This window comes from Candidatus Poribacteria bacterium, assembly GCA_026702755.1.
Classification (GTDB): domain Bacteria; phylum Poribacteria; class WGA-4E; order WGA-4E; family WGA-3G; genus WGA-3G.
The window spans coordinates 75585-93816 of record JAPPBX010000117.1 but is presented as its reverse complement, the minus strand read 5'-3'; the positions used below and the strand labels follow the sequence as shown (position 1 = coordinate 93816).

Genomic DNA, 18232 nt, shown 5'->3' with positions numbered 1-18232 from the left:
CAGACGCGGCGAGGCGATCTGATGTATCTTCTCGCCGTTTTGCTTTGCCGAAAAGTGTGGGTTTATCAAAGATGACAACGCTTTTCCAGAGGTGGTAGTAGGCGGCATATCTGACGCGAGAGGGAGGCATCTTCTCGTTGTTTGAACCGTAGGGTGGATCGAAGTAGGCAAGGTCAACAGAAACACGCGGCACGAGTTCAAAAATGTCGGTTTGATAAACCTGATGTTTGCCTGCTGACGTGAAAACTTCCGGCACCTCAAGCACCAATTCCTTATAGGCACGAGGTGCCCATTCTTTGAGATACGCAGAAAAATGTCCGATCGTACTGTCAACGCGGTCAAGTGCCAGCATCAAACTTGTGAGTGCCACCGCTTTTTCGACTGGATCAAGATTGAGGGTTTCTATCTCTTGTCGAATCGCATCTAATTTGCGGGTGTTGTGAAGCTGCCACGGTTTCTTAAGTCCATCCGCTTGGACAGCATAGCCACCATTAGCGTGTCCGCCGTAATGCTCCGTGAACCAGCCATCAATAGGTGGTACGGCGTTGAGATGATCAATGAGGGATTGATACGCTTCTCTCGGTTTCGTGTTGAGAAGATAGCACGTACCGAAAACCGCTGACCAAGGCGCAATGTCGTTGCAGATAACGGTATAGCCGAGTTTGGCAAGCACCTGTGAGACGCGGGTTGTACCTGAGAAGCCGTCAAGGATTGTTTTGGCGTTGACTTTTTTGACAAGTTCCAGCACTTGTGGAATGAGTTTCAGTTTGGAACCGATGTATTTGATGCCTTCAGTAGTAGGCGGATTGAGTACAAAATCTTTGAAGAGAGGGAGCACCTGTTTCATGTTTCCACTCCCAATCCTTGCTTCATATTTGCAATATCTTCTTTAATCTCCTCAAACGCTGAGACATGTCCCGTTTCTGAAGACACTAGGGCATGAGAAAAAAGTTTGACAAGAGACAGATTATGTGAGTAAATAATCCATCCGTTGGTAACACTGTCGAAATACTTCAGGGCATTCTTAGTATGAGTCCACAGACCACGTTGAAGTGCGTTAGCAGTAGCATCACCATAGCGCACCTCACATATATAATTACCACTACTATCGTAAAATCGGTAAACGGGATGTTTTCTGCCTCTGCCACTTTCCTCTCTGATGATATAAGAGGTTTCATTCACTGCACGTTTCCAATCAAATACAAGTATATTGCACCGTTGTCTCTTCTCATCGTAGATTAAAGGTAACACGTTGATGCTATCAAACTCAGCAAAAGCAGTATCCTTTAAAAGATTTTGGATGGTGTCCTGATCCTTTATCTCTCTTCCGGTTTGCGTCAGTTTTGGAAACATGAGAGAATTTTTGTCGGTTGACAGTTGGAGCGGACCATGACCGTAAGCTTTAAGACTAACTGGGAACTCGTCTTCAGTAATTTCGTTGATAATTTTGATGTCTTCTTCTTTTGATTTTGCCCGATAGAGATCTTTGCCAACGTGAATAGATTTGAAATCATACATATATTGATTAATAAATTCACAGATGCCAATTTCCGCTAAATCTCCATGAGTTTTGTTTCCAAGGAGCCTCATAGTAAAAATATTACTGAGAGTAGTTGTGATCAACTGTGGATGCTTGCTAACCAGCAACTTCAAACGAGTAGTGAAATCATCGTAAGGATTGTTATTGTTCATGAAGCCTTCCTTTTTTGCAGAATCAACAACCAAAGTCGTAAACATACTAACACGTCTGAAGAAATCTGTCAAAAAAAGCAAAACGACCAGACCCATTAACTTTTGTTAACCAAAGAAATCCCTTCAGCGAAATCCGTATTCAAGACCGCATCCTGAATGAAAGCACTTGCGTTGAGAATCTCAATTTCGATAAGTTCACCATTCTCATTCAGTTCAGCAGTGATATTAGGGCTCAACTCTAAACTGTCGCTTTCAGGATCATCGGAAATCACGAGATGCGATATATCTTCTTTCTCAAAATACGTCATCTTCTGTTTATTCATCAACTAACCTAATCATCATCGTTCTACCCCTTGTCTCTGGCAGGATCATACAGACGATACTCTCCTCTGGCGACCCACCAATATTTACCATGGGGGTTGATAACGATATTATCATTGGGTGGTGGACCGTTAGCACAGTCCTCTATAATAACGCGTCTTAAGGTATTCACATTGAAGTTCGGATATTTCTCCAAAATATCTTTCTGTTTAAAAACAACATTGACATCTCCGTTTGTCAACCCTTGTACTACATCCCGCAGCACTTCTTGTGTTGATTGGTCTTCTGACCATCGGGAGATCTGGATAACAGCTTGCCTCTGGTTTCTGGAAGTGTTAAGTTCTTCATTTCCAACCTTTGCTTCCATACTTATAATTCGTTCATTAGATTCTGTTTGAAAGGTTGAAACATCTATACAGACGATATTCATACTATATGAGGTCCGAAGAAATCGACAAACCTGTGCTATTCGTGTTGGTATTTCTTCAGCTACTATGAATAAACGTAAAACCCGATTTAGCGGAGGAAGTTCATCGGTTTCAAGTATATCAAATACAATTCTGAACACATCATCGAAAGTTTTATCTTGGACCTCACTGCGAGTTGCAAAATAAGTTTCGGCAATCCTATGAATTTGGGAATCTGAAAGTTCATTTGCCCATGCTGCATATTCAAATAATTGTGCTACGACTTCGCGGGGAGCCTCGTCTCGTTTGAGTTCAACGATAATCAGGTTTCCTTCAGCATCAACTCCGAGTAAATCTGGAAAGATAGTTCTATCTTCAACTGAAGCACTTGTTTGCCTCCCAATCCAGAGAAGCGGTTCTTGAGTAAGAGCCTGAGGACTGTTTTCAAGCCAATCTTCCAGATGACTTTCGAGTTCAAGATTTGTCTCTTGCGCTATGACGAGTCTTGCCTCAGACATGTCTTCACCTTCTAATCTGAAAATAGGCATTATTTCTCCAATTGGTTGATTACGTATGCCGAATAGCATCAATCGGTGTCATCTTAGCGGCTTGGCTGGCGGGATAGTAGCCGAAGAAGATACCTACGGCCGCGCCCGCACCAACTGAAATCAGCACGGCTCTCAGAGTAATGACTGCGGGCCAGGAAAGCTCATTAAAGAAGTGACCCACCGCCCATGCAAAACCGTTTCCAACCACAGCACCAAACGCAATACCGAGTAGACTCCCAATCAGACACAATAACACGGATTCCGTGAGAAACTGTAACCGAATATCAAAGCTTTTTGCACCTACCGCTTTCCGAAGCCCAATTTCGGGTATCCGTTCCGTCACCGAGACGAGCATGATATTCAGAATACCGATGCCAGCAACAATCAACGCAACAGACGCAATAATCACGAGCACCATCTCTATAATAAAAATGATCCTTTTTCCGCCTTCAATTCCCTTTTTCGCGTTCCATGTTCGGAAAAACGTCTCGTCGCCACCGTGGTTACGCATAATCACGGTCTTCACCTCTTTGAGTGCCTGCTCAACTAAATCAATACTCTTGGCACGTGCCATAATAGCACCAACCCGATTCCGTCCACCAAAGCGGGTCTGGGCAGTGGTAATTGGGATAAAGATCATGTTATCGTCACTTCTGCCCTGTTCTAACCCATCCCCACGGCTCTCCATAACGCCAATAACGGTAAAGCGTCTATTGTTAATGCTGACTTCCTCGCCAATCGGATTCTGCCCTTTAAATTGCTCTTTCCAGACCCTTGCCCCGATGACGCAAACCTTATTCCAGAAGTCCATATCGGTATCGGCGAGAAATCTACCGTATTCAGTCTGCCATCGTCGGACGGCTTGGTATTCCTTTGTTGTTGCGCGGAGGTAGGTCCGTTGGTGCTTACCCTCAACTTCAAAGTCAATGGGGTGACTTCTTTCAACGGTGGCGACTTCAACGGAGGGGCAGTCCGCCAGAATGTCGTGCAGATCCCGCATCTCTAAGTAATGTGGGCTGTTGTTGCGTTGCCAACGGTCATTCTTTCGGACATATCCGGGACGATAAACACCGAACATACTCGGACCACCGATATTCTCAATCTCTGCCATCATGAGTTTTTCAGCACCTGCGCCGAAAGACATCATCGCTATCACACCGGCAATACCGATGGTAATCCCCAAAAGCGTGAGAATCGTACGGAGTTTACTCCCGCGAAGCACGGAAAACGCTGAGATGAGATTCTCTAAGATTTGCACTTTCGCTCCCTATTATGTATGACGGATAGCATCAATGGGGGTCATTTTCGCGGCTTGGCTGGCGGGATAATAGCCAAAGAAGATACCGACGGCTGCACCTGCGCCGACAGAGATGGAGATCGCCTCCAGCGTAAGCACAGAGGGCCAAGCAAGCTCTGGAATGAACTGAGCAACCACCCACGCGAAGCCTTGCCCAACCACAGCACCGAACGCAATGCCCAGTAAACTTCCAATCAGACACAACAACACAGATTCCGTGAGGAATTGCAAACGGATGTTAAAACTCTTCGCGCCGACTGCTTTTCGGAGTCCAATTTCGGGTATCCGCTCTGTCACCGAGACGAGCATGATATTCAGAATGCCGATACCTGCAACAATCAACGCAACAGACGCAATAACCACGAGAACCGATTCTATGATAAAAATCATTCTTTTCGCATGTTCGATTCCCTTTTTCGCCGACCACGTTCGGAAAAAAGTGTCGTCACCACCGTGGTTGCGCATAATAATAGTCTTTACCTCTTTCAACGCTTGATCGACTAAGAGTGGACTCTTAGCACGCACCATGATATGTCCAACGTGATCGTGTCCCCAAAACCGTTTCTGTGCGGTCGTAATGGGAATAAAGAGCATATTGTCGTCGCTCTTTCCTCGCTCTAACCCATCCCCTCGGCTCTCCATGATCCCGATAACAGTAAAACGTTTGTTGTTCCCATGATTGTTGATGATGACTTCCTTACCGATCGGATCCTGTCCTTTAAACTGCTCTTTCCAAATCTTTGAACCGATAACACAGACCTTTGTCCAAGTGTCCATGTCAGTGTCAGCGAGGAATCTGCCGTATTGTGTCTGCCATTCGCGAACGTCTTGGTATTCCTTTGTTGTTGCGCGGAGATAGGTTTTCTGAAATTTCCCATCAACACCGAGACTGATGTAGTAGCTGCCTTCAACGGTGGCAACTTCAACGGACGGACATTCCGCCAGAACGTCGCGAAGGTCTTTCATCTCTAAATGATGTGGGCTGTTGTTGCGTTGCCAACGGTTGTTCTTTCGGACATACCCAGGACGATAAACACCGAACATACTCGGTCCACCGATATTGTTGATCTCGGACATAAGGAGTTTCTCGGCACCCGCGCCGAAAGACATCATCGCTATCACACCCGCAATACCGATCGTAATTCCCAAAAGTGTGAGAATCGTACGGAGTTTGCTCCCGCGAAGCACAGAAAATGCTGAGATGAGATTTTCCAGTATGTTCATGTCTATCCTTCACAAGAAAACTTTTGATTGCACGAATTCTCAAGGTGTGCTAAACTCTTAATACAAAATATGGAGAAAACTCGCAAACCTTCACCCTTCTGTCAGTGTTAAAAGTATATCACAGAACGCTAAGCGTTGCAAATCTTTTGGGTTTCATAACTGGGAGTAGATAGTTGTGCAGACGGATTCTTTTGACGCGGGCAGTATCCTATCGTGGCGGAGCGGACAAGGAGCAGCGGCGCATCGGGCAGAATTAACCCGATTGCTGCGACGAGGCGAGCGCGCATGGGTTGCGCTACCGTCTGGATTACTGGAAACGCGATATCGGTTGAACGCCGTAGAATATTCCTTTGGCGATGCTGAACCAACAGCAATCCAAGCAACACTTCGGCAGTCCTACCTACAGCACAGTCCAGAACTCGGACAGCACTACTTAATTGCGGAACCGCAAGCAGAGGCTCCCTGCTATAACATCAGCGACTACGTCCAAAAATGTGTCGCAGGTGATCTCGCAATTGCTGAACGGCTCCGCGGGCGAACAGTGATTAATATCTACCAGACGGAAGGCGCGGCAGCGGATCTTTTAAGCGATACCGGCGTTTCAAGGTTCACGGAACAAGTACTGGCAAACTATTTAAAGGCTCACGGCAAAAAACATCTTGTCGGTTTCACCTGTGAATTACCAAGGTTTCTTTCACTCGCAAGCGTTTTGGGCGGAGAAACATCGTCGGTCCCGTGGAGTCCTAAGCTGTCAAACACGATAAGGGAAACACTTACGAAATATCTCCCTTTAGTGTTCTATGAAACCTATAACTCAGCAGCGGTCAGGAATACGTTTTGGCGTGAAGTGACGACGCGATTTGCAACCTGCTTTCTTGGTGGTATCCGCGATTTCTGTCATCAGGAGGCGTTACAATTTGCCTTAAGCCTCCCTACAAGTGCAAAGACATTAGAATTTGAACTCAGCGCAATGTTGGCACACGTGGATTGCCCGATTCTAAAAACCGCGGAAATAGATACACCCAAACGATTCGTCGTTGCAAAGTGGGTCTGCAGCGACACACAATATGCCGGCATTTCACGGAAGGAAACTGATAAAAGGAATAAAAAGACAGTGCTTGAAGAGGCAAGCCTCGGCTTTAATCTGTGGATAAACGGAGATCGTGCTGCGATACCGGAATCCATCTCTATAACGGAAACGTTATCGCATGGCTATCCGAAGAGACCCCTCCTTATGGTGGCACCGACACAGAGTCTCTGGACAAAACCTGATGAGAAACAGTGGAATGGATTGACAAAAGCGTGGGGATGGTTGTGCCAAAGCGTCTGGGAATTGGGATACGATTTCAGGATCGTCTCGGAGCAGGAGCTGAGCGCAGCAGAAATTGTAAGCACAGGAGGTCGTAGTAGCAGAAGTGGCGGACTCAGTTTTTTCAACAACCAGATGGGCACTCAGGAAATCTATAGTGTCGTTCTACTTCCGAGTTGCATATCGCTCCAAGAGGAGAGCGTTAAATGCCTAAAGGCATTCACAAAAGCGAAAGGCAGATTGATAGCAGACGAACCGATACCGTATCTGCTTAATGGGAGGATTGGACTGGAGCCGTATCCGCTGGAGCAACTCATCTATGGACGGCGTACGACTATTCTCCGTGGTCCACCCGATGAGAAAAAGGTGAAACTCGAAAAATGCCTCCGCAAATGGGTACGTCCTACCGTATCGGTGTATCTAAAACCTAAAAACGAAGCAACGAATACCGTTCAAATACACCATCGGGTGGCAGAGAAATCTGAACTTTTTTATCTTTTCCATACAGGGACTGAATCAATTGATACCTTGATTGAAATACACCGGAAGGCATCCCATCTCGCGGAGTGGGATCTACCTAAGAATGTCAGAGAGAGCATCGACTTTTGGCACGCCGATGGAAAAACATATCTGAACTGTACATTTGCCCCGAGACAGGCAAGGCTTTTCGTGGTTTCCTAAGGTAAGGAAACACTCGGCTAAAACAATAGATTTTACAAAGGACAGATGCCTTATGACATCAAAAAAAGAGAACTCACATCAGCAGCATGCCCAAAAAATCCCCCAAAAGATCCAAGGAACCATGGCGATTTTGGAGGCAGAGACTTTTCAGAAGTATCTCGGCAGCAACAAATACGAAGTTAACGTTAGTACTTGTAGTGGTTTCTTTGTGGAACGTGATCAAATTACGACAAGTTTTCACGTTTTAGAAGGTGCCATGAGCATTACCGCAAAGCATGTTGACACAGGAGCCGCGTACACAATTGAAGGCATCACAGCGTTTGATGAAAAGAATGATCTCACTGTTCTAAAAGTTTCGGAAGAGGAGATCCCTTTCCCCCTTGGCAACAGTGAGACTGTAAAAAAAAAGCGCGCATTTGTGCCATCGGCTACGACGGGGACAAGGAAAACAACGCAGCGGCTATAGTACGGTGTATTGAGAAAAAGGATAAATGGCTTCGGTTACATATACCTGCTGCAGGACCTGGGTGGAGTGGGTGCCCTTTGCTAAACAACGAAGGCGAAGTTATAGCCGTGCTTTCGCGGGGCAGCTTCAAACCCGGTAAGGGTAAGGGGTATGCTGTCCCTTCAAAAGCGCTCAAAGCATTGCTCACGGCGGCAGAACGGACGAAAGTTCAGTCTTTAACGGAATGGCAAAACCGCCCGCGAATACGTGCCTATCTTGAATATAAAAAGGGCATAGCGCATCAAGCAGGAGACGATTTTGAAAGTGCTCTTGCCGCCTATAATGAAGCTATCAATCTTAACCCGGATATACCTAACGCCTATACAGCCCGTAGTGAGACGCAATCTAAATTGGTAAGGCTCAATACTAAGGGGGACTATAAGCAGTTTGACTCGCTTGATGGTATAGCACTCCTTATGGACCGGGTGAAGGCTTATCGACTCATGTCAACGAATTATTCTCTGCCAACTTTCCGGGCTTTCAGGAAGCGAATGTTCGCTCAACTATTTCTAATCCCCTTACGATGGTTAGACAACTCAAAGGCAATGTACGCCCGCGCAAACGCAAAGATGCGAAGTGGCGCGTCCAAAGTCGAACACGGGGATATAGCAGCAGCCCGAAAGCACTATCACGCGGCGATCGCCGACTTTACGCATCTCATTGAATGGGAACCAAAGTTTGCCTCAGCCTATAATGTCCGCGGCTGGACAAAATATCTCCTCGGGCAAATTGTAACTGAACGAGAGAACAGTGGAGAAGCCGAATGGTACTATCAAAGCGCGGTCGTTGACAGTGATGTCGCTATCCAGTTAGCCTCAGCAGATAAGAATAGCAGTGCTGCCTACCATACTCGCGGGGCTGCAAGGGCTGCCCTTGGTGACTATGACAATGCAATTGCAGATTTCGATGCCGCCATCCGACTCTATCCGGAGACAGCAATAAGCTACCTCGATCGCGGGTTTGCAATGGAAGCACTCGGTGAAAGGGATGCTGCAAAAGCCGACTTTGAGAAAGCAACGCGGATAAACGGAGATGTGGCAGAGGATTACTACAAAGACGGACGCGGAAAAAATGATGGACGCGCGTACGAAGCCGCAATGGATAGTTTTGATAAGGCGATCTGGTTAAACCCAGAATACGCTTCCGCCTACAGCAATCGGGCACTTTCGCAGAATGCCTTGGGACGGCGTGAGTTGCGCCGAGAGAATCCAGAAAAAGCGAAATATCATTTGCGCGGGGCAGTTGCCGATTGTACGGAGGCTATCCGGCTAAATCCAAAGTATACTGCCGCTTACAACAATCGCGGGCTTGCGAAGTACCGCTTAGGTCAATCCGAGTCTGATTGCGGAAATTTACAGGAAGCAGAGAGTCACTATCAAGCGGCGATTGCAGATCTGGATAAAGCGATTCAGTTAAATCCGAAGCATGTCAAGGCGCATCGGAATCGCGGGTATGTGAAGGAGAAATTAGGTCAACAAGAAGCAGCAGAGGCTGACTTTGAGAAAGCGAAGGCACTCGACTCAGCCGCATAGATTCAGTAGGTACAAGACTATAGAAAAGGAGTTATTATGACAGGTGGAGATATGTTTGTTGAGTGCTTGAAAGCACAAGGTGTTAAGGTTATTTTCGGTTTACCGGGAAACCATTTAGACACCGTTTATGAATCGCTATACAACAATCAAGACAGCATCCAGCATTACGTCACACGGCACGAAGGCGGCGCATCATTTATGGCGGACGGCTACGCGCGCGCGACAGGCGATGTTGGTGTCTGTATGACTGTGCCGGGGCCCGGTTCAAACAACGCCTCTATCGGTATAGGCGAAGCAAACACAGCGTCTTCGCCTGTGCTTTGGATTACCGGACAGAATCCATCCTATTTGGCATCACGGGATCCGAAAAAGAGTTTCCATGGGTTGGATCAGAGAGCTGCCTTCACACCGATGACGAAACATCTGGAGATAATCCATCGGGTAGACCAGATTCCCGATGCCGTCAATCGGAGTTTCAGTGCGCTGCGTTCAGGGAGACCTGGACCTGTGCTGATTGAACTGGCAAAAGACGCATTGGATGCCGAGGCAGACTTGCCAATCCCTCCATACAACAACGGTATCCAGACAACAGCAAGTCCGCAAGATGTAGACGCAGCAGTAGCACTGTTGAACACCTCGGAACGTCCGTTGATCGTTGCAGGTGGCGGTATCAACCATACGCGTGCGACCGCGGAAATACTGGAGTTCGCACAACGACTTGACGCGCCCATCGTGATGACAGGTTTTGGAAAGGGTTCAGTGCCGGAAGACTCGCCGTATTCCATCGGTATCTTCCGAGACGGCATCGCCCAAGCAGCAATGGATGCCTCCGATCTCATCGTTGCTGTTGGCACCAGATTCAACTATCGTGATACCGGCAACTGGAGCCTCAAGATTCCACAACCCTTGTTGCATATTGAAGCGGACCCTGAAGAGATTCATAAGGAATATCCGGCGACTGTTGGTATTGGTGCGAATCCGAAACTGGTTTTACGCCAATTGAACACTGCGCTACGCGATGAGAAACACACAGGCGGTTGGGGTGACGGGTTACGCGAATTACACCGACAATTCATGGCGATTGAACGCCCTCAAATCCTCCAAGAGATGCGCGATGTCCTGCCTCACGATGCCATCTTGTCGGTTGACGTTAACATCACCGGCTACGGTGCCCTGCAGCATTTCCCCTGTTATCATCCGGGAAGTTACATCTTCTCCGGTGTATCTGTGGCAATGGGAATCGGATTGACGGGTGCTATCGGTGCACAAGTTGCGTATCCTGAGCGGAAAGTCGTCGCGCTAAGCGGTGATGGCGGGTTTTTAATGACGTGCCCGGATTTCGCAACCGCGGTGATGTATAACCTACCGGTTGTGACGCTCGTGATGAACGACAATCAGTACACCTCAATTGAACGCGGGCAGCTTCGACGTTTCGGTAAACGGATCGGTGTCGAATTGGTCAACCCTGATTTCGTGCAGTTTGCGGAATCGTTCGGTGCGGTTGGATTACGTGTTGAAGACCCAGGAGACTTTAAGCCAACGTTTGAAAAGGCACTCGCATTGGATAAGCCGGTTCTCCTCGAAGTGATTAAGTAATCCATATCGCACAATCGTTCTAATGGCTATCGGCTGTTAGTTATCCGTAGAAGAGAAACAATCTCTTGACCGAAAGCCGAAGACCGAAAACTGAAAGCCAATATAAAGGAGTTTGGTATGGCAAAAAAAATCGGTGTTCTAACAGGGGGCGGCGATACGAGCGCGCTCAACGCCACCCTCAAAGGCATCGCATTGAAATCCGAAGAACTCGGTTTTGAACTGGTCGGATTTATGGAAGGATGGCGTGGTGTTTTGAAAGGTGGACGCTACTTTACGCTGACACCCGACCTGATTGACGAAAACCGAGGTGGAACGTTATTAAAGAGTTCACGTACGAATCTAATCAAAGATAATAAGTTAGATGAGGCAGTCAGTAATCTGAAGAAACTGGATATTAGCGGTCTGATTCCGATAGGTGGTGATGATACTTTGACGGTCGGAACCGCACTGTCCGATCAGTTCACAACCACGTTTGTCACTAAAACAATTGATAACGATGTGGGTATCAATCCACCTGAAGGGGATGCTGTCGATTACTCCAAGATGGTGAACTATTTCTGTCCCGGCTTCCCGTCATCTGCGAACAGAGTCATCAATTACGTCCAAGATCTGCGGACAACGACCTACTCCCACGATCGTGTGATTGTTGTTGAAGCCATGGGGAGAGATGCGGGTTGGTTAACGCTATCTGCAGCCTACGGGCAAGCGGATCTTATCGTTGTCCCCGAAATCCCATATCAACCGGATAAACTGGCAGAAGCGATTCGCGAAAAACATGCAGCACAAGGGAACGTCATCGTCGTCGTGTCGGAAGGGATTCGGAATGATGCTGGGGAACTGATGATTACTTCACAAGAGGAACTTGATGCTTTTGGGCATACGAAACCGGGAGGGTGTTCAGAAATTATCGTTGAGACGATGAAAAAACTGCTTCCCGAGATTTCAGAGTCGGCGTTTCGTGCTTTGATCCTCGGTTATCTCCAGAGGTGCGGTAGCCCGATACCATTGGATAGAGACATCGCTATGAAGGCTGGGGCTATGGCGGTGCAAGCACTCTCAGACGGGATGTTCAACGGTGTCGCAACGATTACGCGAACAGAGGTCGGCATTGAACCGACGCTGTTGCCGTTAGAGCAGGTACTCAAACGGGATGCGTCTGGACATGTTGTCCGAAGGGACCTTGATTTACGGTTCTACGATGAGGAACGGTATCAGATATCCCCCGCAGGTGTTGGATACTTCCGTCCGCTTTTCGGTGATCTCCCGCGTCCAGATGTGTCTCTGGATGATCGATTGATTGAGATTGACGAGATTGAATAAAAATCAGGATTTTCAGTAAATACAGGCGCGGTTTGAAACCGCGCCTTTAATTCTGCGTATAGATGCTTTTCCCTTCACCGTAGTAAGAATCGTAGATGTGTTGATAAACCGCCCCAGATTTCTGATTGAACAGTTCAGGGGTGTAAGGTTGTGGCAGTTCATCATCAAGTATGTTGTCAACAGTCTCTTTCACTTCCGCCTTCGACTGTGTCCGTTTACGCCAATCCAAGACCAACTTCTCTCGCTTGAGCGTCTCAAGCAATTTCCGCACAGCAGTTTTTACCTCATCTCGTTCAGCAAGGGTTAGCCGCAGCTCAGGTTGCCTCAAGAGATCAAACACCGCCAATTCTTCTTCCGAGAATTCTTCCGCATCAGCGCGTTGGTCTTCCTGATGGAGTTCACCAGCGAAGTTAAAAAGTCCCTCAAAGAAATCATCAACATCAATGGTCCCCGCGTTGTATTCCGCGATCATCTGCTCAAATTTCTGTTGATAATTCATCCGACTCCTATTGAGACGAATCATCGCGGCGAGTTTACCGTTGATCGCGCCTCTGAGTCTCTCCGCCTCAACGCGTTTGTGTTCCGTCTGAAATTGTTCGCTTAGCTGGTCAAAGTCAATCTGGCTCAAATCTATCGGTTCGCTATCATAACTGTCAGGTGGTATCGGAATGAGAAAACCTTCAGGTGCAATTGATCGGTCGAGTAGGTCTTCAACGCCTATCATCACACCTGAGATGTCAGTCGAGGGTGTTAAATTTTTGATTTTCTGTGCGATAACACTGGTAAGTTGGCAGATTCTGGTAAACGCGTGTGCATCGGGGTCGGGTAGAATTGCCTTGTATAGTTTCGTGATGTTCGTCGCGTGTTGCAAATAGTTTCGTTTGGTCTCATCGTTTTCCAAGATGGCATCCATCGCCTCTTGAATTTGGTTAATGTTTTGCAAAGCGTCGTCGGTTTGGGCTGCTGCGAAGTCAATACCGAGACCTCGACAGAATTCGGAGGTTTCAGCGATTGCCTCTCTGAGCCTTTCGACCAGTTTCGACTTATCCGCAATCGGTTTCTGGTTTCCTTCCGTATCGGCACCGGTCGCATAAATCGCCAACGCTTTTTCAAGATAACGGAAAACCCCGATGTAGTCAACAATTAAGCCGTTGTTTTTATCACCGAAGACACGGTTGGCTCTGGCAATGGTCTGCATCAAGGTGTGGTTCCGTTGCGGTTTATCAAGATAGATTGTAGAACAAGAAGGCACATCGAAACCTGTGATCCACATCGCACAGACGAAAACAATTCGGAAAGGATCATTGGCATCCTTGAATTTGGTGTCCAAATCCTCAGCGTTCATACGGGCACGGTGGGGTCCAATGTCCGCTCCCTTTTGGCTGAGGTCATCAATTTCGTTTTGCCCCGGAGAAACGACGACTGCCATATCGGTCTCTTCCATATAGCGAACCCTTTCCTCTGAGAAGAGCCGCTCGCTACCGGTCTGTGTGGTCATCTCCGATTTTAGACGTTCAATGTACTGCTGCCAATGTTTCTGAACCTTGTCGAACATCTTGACAGCAGTGGCTTTGTCGATTGAGATGACCATGGCTTTCCCTCGGTAGCCTCTGCCCATAAAATGTTCAACAATATCTTCAGCGACGGTTTCTAATCGCTCATCTCGCGTGATGAGATGATACTCTCTGCCAAACTCGCGTTCAATTTTTGCCTCTTGTGCCTCATCCAACTCGGCATCCTCAAGGACCTGTTCCATGTCTTCGTTGAACTCTTCATTTATCAACTGTAGGGCTGGCACCCGGTTTTCGTAGTAGAGAGGCACGGTTGCACCGTCAACGATAGATTGGTTAAAATCGTAAATACTCACATAGGCACCGAAGACCGATTTTGTCTTTTCTTCACCCGCCATAAGCGGTGTCCCTGTAAACGCGACGAATGCAGCGTTAGGGAGTGCGGTGCGCATATTCAAGGCGAGTGTGTCGTATTGACTTCGATGCGCTTCATCGGTGATGACGACGATGTCTGACCGGTCAGAGAGAACGGGGTGCCGCTCGCTGCCTTGCGTCTGGAATTTGTGAATGAGGGTAAAGATATAGCGATGGTCTTCACCGAGGAGTTGGCGGAGATGCTTTATATCTTCTGCATGCACCCCCTGCTGTGTCAGGACACCACTCGTACTCGCGAAGGTCTTGTAGATTTGGTCGTCCAATTCCTTGCGATCCGTAACGACAACGAATGTCCAGTTTCCCGGTACTTTTCTGAGCACCTTCTGTGCAAAGAAGAGCATCGAGATGCTTTTCCCGCTCCCCTGCGTATGCCAAAAGACACCAAGCTTACCCTGATTATCTTCAATCTCCTTCAGGGATTCAATCGTGTTGTTGACACCGAGGTATTGATGGTTCTTGGCGAGAATCTTGATTAATCCGCCTTGCGCCTCCATAAATAGGATAAAGTTTTCGATGACATCAAGTAAGCGTTGCGGTTCACAGAGTGCCTGCAGAATCGTCTCTAAAGAGACCTTGGACGGTTCGTCTTCAGTGTGAACGCGCTTCCAATCAGCAAAATGTTCCCAACTGGCGGTGAGGCTGCCTACCTTACTCTCGGTCCCGTTAGAGAGCACAATAAAGGCGTTGTACCAAAAGAGGTGTCGGATGGTATCTTTGTAGTCTCGGAGGTTGTCATCATAAGCGGCTTTGAGGCTTACGTCAATCCGTTTGAATTCCATCAGGACCAAGGGAATTCCGTTGACGAAACATACTATATCTGGTCGTCTCATATACATGTCGCCAGTAATATGGAATTGGGATGCAGCGAAGAAATCGTTGTTTTCCGGGTTTTCCCAGTCAATCACCTGCAGCACTTCGACGGTCTCGCCTTCAGTGTCTGGCTCGCTAAGGGAAACCTTCACGCCATCTTTCAGGAGGGTGTATATCTCACGGTTGGCTTCGACAGCACTCATCAGTGCGCGGGAGTCGGTGAGTTGCTCAATCGCTTTGGTAATGGTATCTTCGGTTGCGTCGGGGTTGAGTTGGACTAACGCGGGGCGCAGTCGAGAGGTGAGGACGACTTCTGATTTTGTTTGTCTACCGAGTGGACTCCCTTCGGTTTGTTCAAATTCGCTGTAGCAGTTCAGCGTCTCCCACCCCATCCTTTCAAGTAGGCTGATAGCGGGTTGTTCTATGAGTTCATCTTCGCTGTATGGGTTCATTTGAAAATCGGGTCAATAGATCGAAATTTGAGTTGGTCTTCTGTCTCAATCTCTGTTATAACTTTCCGCACATCGGTTTGGGTCAAAATTTGTAACTCCCAGAATGCTCGTAAAATCCGAACTAAGTCTATGCAATGAATCTCGTTTGCCTTACAATAGTGCATTACTCGTCGTTCGTTGCTTGCAAAAATCGCGGCGAAGCGTTTACAGAGTGCCATAGATTCACTCTCTCCTGCACCAAGCGTTTGTGGTAAGGAACTCATAAACTCCTGATCCGCGAGCGTTGTATGATATGTGCGAACCTGTCCGTGCGTTTGCAATGCGATGATGTCGTTAGAAAAAGAGAATCCTTTTGATACCCCTATTTTGACCTCATTTTCTACTGCCTCAGCAATATTAAGCGTCTCTTGGTCAAAAACGACAAATAGCAATGGCAAACGCTCAATTTTGGCGAAAATTGAAAGCACATCGGTATCAACAAAAACCAAAACTACTATTCCTCTGTGCTAACGTTTGATTTATGAAGGCTTTTTATAAGAGAGACTCCCTCTTTCAATGCTTCTGCTGAATCAACTTCGACGATTTTCCATATACCCCTTGCTGCCAAAGCCTCTTCAAACTCAAAACGGTGGATGCCAGCCAACTCAGCAGCTCTCCCGAGCGTCACTTCACCGTTTTGATATAACACAATCGCGGCATCCAACTGTGATTCCTCTTCAAGGGACTTACGCAACTGCTCGCGCTCAGTTTTGGGCAGCTTTCGTATCAACGGCAATAGTTTTTCAAGTGTTATCGGTTCAGAAATTTGAATCATTGGGATCTGCTCCATTCAGAATTTATTTGTGAATATCTGCGGCTTCGGCGCGTTCACGTCTCACCTCTGCAAGTGCTTCCTCAAAATGACGCATCACTTCCTCCTCTGGAATATCGGCAAAGACATTGTGGAAATATGCTAAGGTCCTATCCCACTCCTCCCGAAACCTTTTGCGCTCACTTTCAACTTCAGAGCGAAAGTGCGAAACGATGTCTTGCCACTGCGTTGGTATGGCAGATTCGTCTTTTTGAATGTCGGGCGCGAAAAACACCTTATCAGACAAATTACAATTTTTGACGATTCGTTTAACCTCATTAGCAAGAGGTTTTGACCCATCCTGTCGTTGCTGATCGGAATCAACGATAAAAATAATATAATCATCCTGCTTGAGATAATGCTCAATCGCCTTCCTTAGGCTGCTGCTTATAGGCGTGCCTTTCCTATGACACTTGCGAAGTGTACTTCTTCCGGCTGTTCGGATAGCGATATCCCCAAGATGCCTGAATCTGATAAATTCATTTTCCAAAAATTTGACTGCTTTGGCATCTCGGTCAGATTCCAAACTCCAGATTCGGATGCTTATCATATCGGTTCCTCCATGAGATCTTGTAGCAGTCCACTGTCGAAAACCGCACTGCCGATTCCAAAATCAGCGATCCAGTCAGCAAATGCTTCACGCTTATCACGGATATTTTCAATGTTGAGTACTTCTGTGCCGAGTTTGGGGCGGTTGCGCAACAGCAAAACACCGAGCGAATCTGATAAACTCTTAGAACTGAAGGTATCAAGGAGTTGAGAACTATGCGTAGTAATAATCACCTGTGTTCGTTCAGCAAGACGCTCAAGTATGTATGCAATATCCTTCAGGGCACCAGGGTGTAAATTCCGCTCCGGTTCCTCAATGGTAATCAGCGGCGGTAATTTAGATTGATTGAGCAAGGTATTATATGCAAGAAGACGCAATGTTCCATCAGAGGCATTTGTTAAAGGTATCGGTTTCTTATATCCTTCAAGAAGGCAGAGTTGGGATCCGCCATCAATTTTGCAGTAGTCTATATTGATATTCGTGACAGCTGCTAAGGCTTCACTAACGTATTGGAAATCCTCTGGCGAATTTTCATACCAGTCCTGGAGTATGTCCGGTACCCCTGTACCATAGCTACCAAGTTTTTGAGAATCAAGAGTTTCTTTTTTAACAGAAGATCTATCAGAATTAGTTCGCATGTAGTTTGGTTCAAAGTCATAAAATTCCCATCCTTGAATAAACGCTGTTAACGCACTCGTAACAGGTTTATGTCCATAATCACCAGCAGATCTCAAAGCGAGTTTATTGGATGTGTATTTCGTTGCATTCTTACTATTTTCATCCTGAACTTGTCCTTCTCCATTCTGAATTGAGATAACTTTTACGCTGTTAACCAATAATTCTTCGTCAATAGAAAGATCTTCATCTTTAGTTTTAAACACCAATGTATATTGTGCTAATTTCTCTTTCACCTTGGCATGTAGTTCGCAAGTGATGTGGTCGCCTCCGCCTACCCAAAGGCGATCTCTGAGAAAATTTGCCTTTGTAGGAGGGGTTTCAACACTCAGGATCCCCTGGAAAAGGCGTAATGCGTTCAAAGTATTCGATTTCCCACTTGCATTCGGACCGACAAGAACCGTCAGAGACTTGAGCGGAAGCGTAACATTCCGTAAACTACGGTAGTTTTTAATATGAACTTTCTCTAAAAACGCTTTCTGTTCGGACATAGGTTTCATCTCCATATAGGGATTAA

At 46.9% G+C, this 18232-nt stretch carries 16 protein-coding genes; 5 read left to right on the top strand and 11 right to left on the bottom strand.

Features of this window, described 5'->3' with window-relative positions; all coding sequences use genetic code 11:
* The 6 genes from OXH39_23510 to OXH39_23485 form a co-directional block, all read right to left on the bottom strand.
* The coding region (locus tag OXH39_23510) for a DNA adenine methylase (protein MCY3553438.1) at window positions 1–847 on the bottom strand (847 nt) is incomplete at its 3' end.
* Window positions 844–1692 carry a hypothetical protein gene (locus OXH39_23505; protein MCY3553437.1) on the bottom strand — a complete coding sequence of 283 codons (849 nt, stop codon included), beginning with the start codon at window positions 1690–1692 and terminating at the stop codon, window positions 844–846. The genes OXH39_23510 and OXH39_23505, both read right to left, overlap by 4 nt.
* 95 nt (window positions 1693–1787) lie before the next feature.
* On the bottom strand, window positions 1788–2015 hold the full coding sequence (locus tag OXH39_23500) for a DUF2283 domain-containing protein (protein ID MCY3553436.1): 228 nt from the start codon (window positions 2013–2015) through the stop codon (window positions 1788–1790).
* 23 nt (window positions 2016–2038) lie between these two features.
* Entirely contained in the window at window positions 2039–2968 is a 930-nt protein-coding gene (locus OXH39_23495) for a hypothetical protein (GenBank protein ID MCY3553435.1), read from the bottom strand.
* A 19-nt stretch (window positions 2969–2987) separates the two neighbouring features.
* Window positions 2988–4226, bottom strand: coding sequence for an ABC transporter permease (locus OXH39_23490; protein ID MCY3553434.1), 1239 nt, complete (start codon window positions 4224–4226; stop codon window positions 2988–2990).
* A 12-nt stretch (window positions 4227–4238) separates the two neighbouring features.
* Window positions 4239–5489, bottom strand: a complete 1251-nt coding sequence (locus OXH39_23485; GenBank protein MCY3553433.1) for an ABC transporter permease — start codon at window positions 5487–5489, stop codon at window positions 4239–4241.
* 175 nt (window positions 5490–5664) lie between these two features.
* On the opposite strand from OXH39_23485, the gene OXH39_23480 reads away from it, so the two are divergent.
* The 5 genes from OXH39_23480 (at window position 5665) to OXH39_23460 (ending at window position 12432) form a co-directional block, all read left to right on the top strand.
* On the top strand, window positions 5665–7479 hold the full coding sequence (locus OXH39_23480; protein MCY3553432.1) for a hypothetical protein: 1815 nt from the start codon (window positions 5665–5667) through the stop codon (window positions 7477–7479).
* Window positions 7480–7531: 52 nt separating this feature from the next.
* On the top strand, window positions 7532–7945 hold the full coding sequence (locus tag OXH39_23475; GenBank protein MCY3553431.1) for a hypothetical protein: 414 nt from the start codon (window positions 7532–7534) through the stop codon (window positions 7943–7945).
* Between the two features lie 77 nt (window positions 7946–8022).
* Complete coding sequence (locus tag OXH39_23470) at window positions 8023–9516, top strand: tetratricopeptide repeat protein (GenBank protein MCY3553430.1); 1494 nt, start codon at window positions 8023–8025, stop codon at window positions 9514–9516.
* 36 nt (window positions 9517–9552) lie between these two features.
* Complete coding sequence (locus OXH39_23465; protein ID MCY3553429.1) at window positions 9553–11112, top strand: thiamine pyrophosphate-binding protein; 1560 nt, start codon at window positions 9553–9555, stop codon at window positions 11110–11112.
* Between the two features lie 117 nt (window positions 11113–11229).
* A complete protein-coding gene (locus OXH39_23460; protein MCY3553428.1) occupies window positions 11230–12432 on the top strand; it encodes a 6-phosphofructokinase in 1203 nt (400 codons plus the stop codon).
* Window positions 12433–12478: 46 nt separating this feature from the next.
* Here OXH39_23460 and OXH39_23455 read toward each other — a convergent pair whose 3' ends face one another.
* The 5 genes from OXH39_23455 to OXH39_23435 are packed head-to-tail and all read right to left on the bottom strand — an operon-like array spanning window position 12479 to window position 18206.
* The gene (locus tag OXH39_23455) at window positions 12479–15640 is read right to left on the bottom strand and encodes a type I restriction endonuclease subunit R (protein ID MCY3553427.1); all 3162 of its coding nucleotides are present in this window, start codon (window positions 15638–15640) and stop codon (window positions 12479–12481) included.
* Complete coding sequence (locus OXH39_23450; protein MCY3553426.1) at window positions 15637–16128, bottom strand: hypothetical protein; 492 nt, start codon at window positions 16126–16128, stop codon at window positions 15637–15639. The genes OXH39_23455 and OXH39_23450 overlap by 4 nt, the downstream gene beginning before the upstream one ends.
* 5 nt (window positions 16129–16133) lie before the next feature.
* Window positions 16134–16454, bottom strand: a complete 321-nt coding sequence (locus tag OXH39_23445; protein MCY3553425.1) for a UPF0175 family protein — start codon at window positions 16452–16454, stop codon at window positions 16134–16136.
* A 22-nt stretch (window positions 16455–16476) separates the two neighbouring features.
* Complete coding sequence (locus OXH39_23440) at window positions 16477–17040, bottom strand: hypothetical protein (protein MCY3553424.1); 564 nt, start codon at window positions 17038–17040, stop codon at window positions 16477–16479.
* Window positions 17037–18206 (bottom strand): AAA family ATPase, encoded by a 1170-nt coding sequence (locus OXH39_23435; GenBank protein ID MCY3553423.1) that lies wholly within the window; start codon window positions 18204–18206, stop codon window positions 17037–17039. The genes OXH39_23440 and OXH39_23435 overlap by 4 nt, the downstream gene beginning before the upstream one ends.
* Between the last annotated feature and the right edge of the window lie 26 nt (window positions 18207–18232).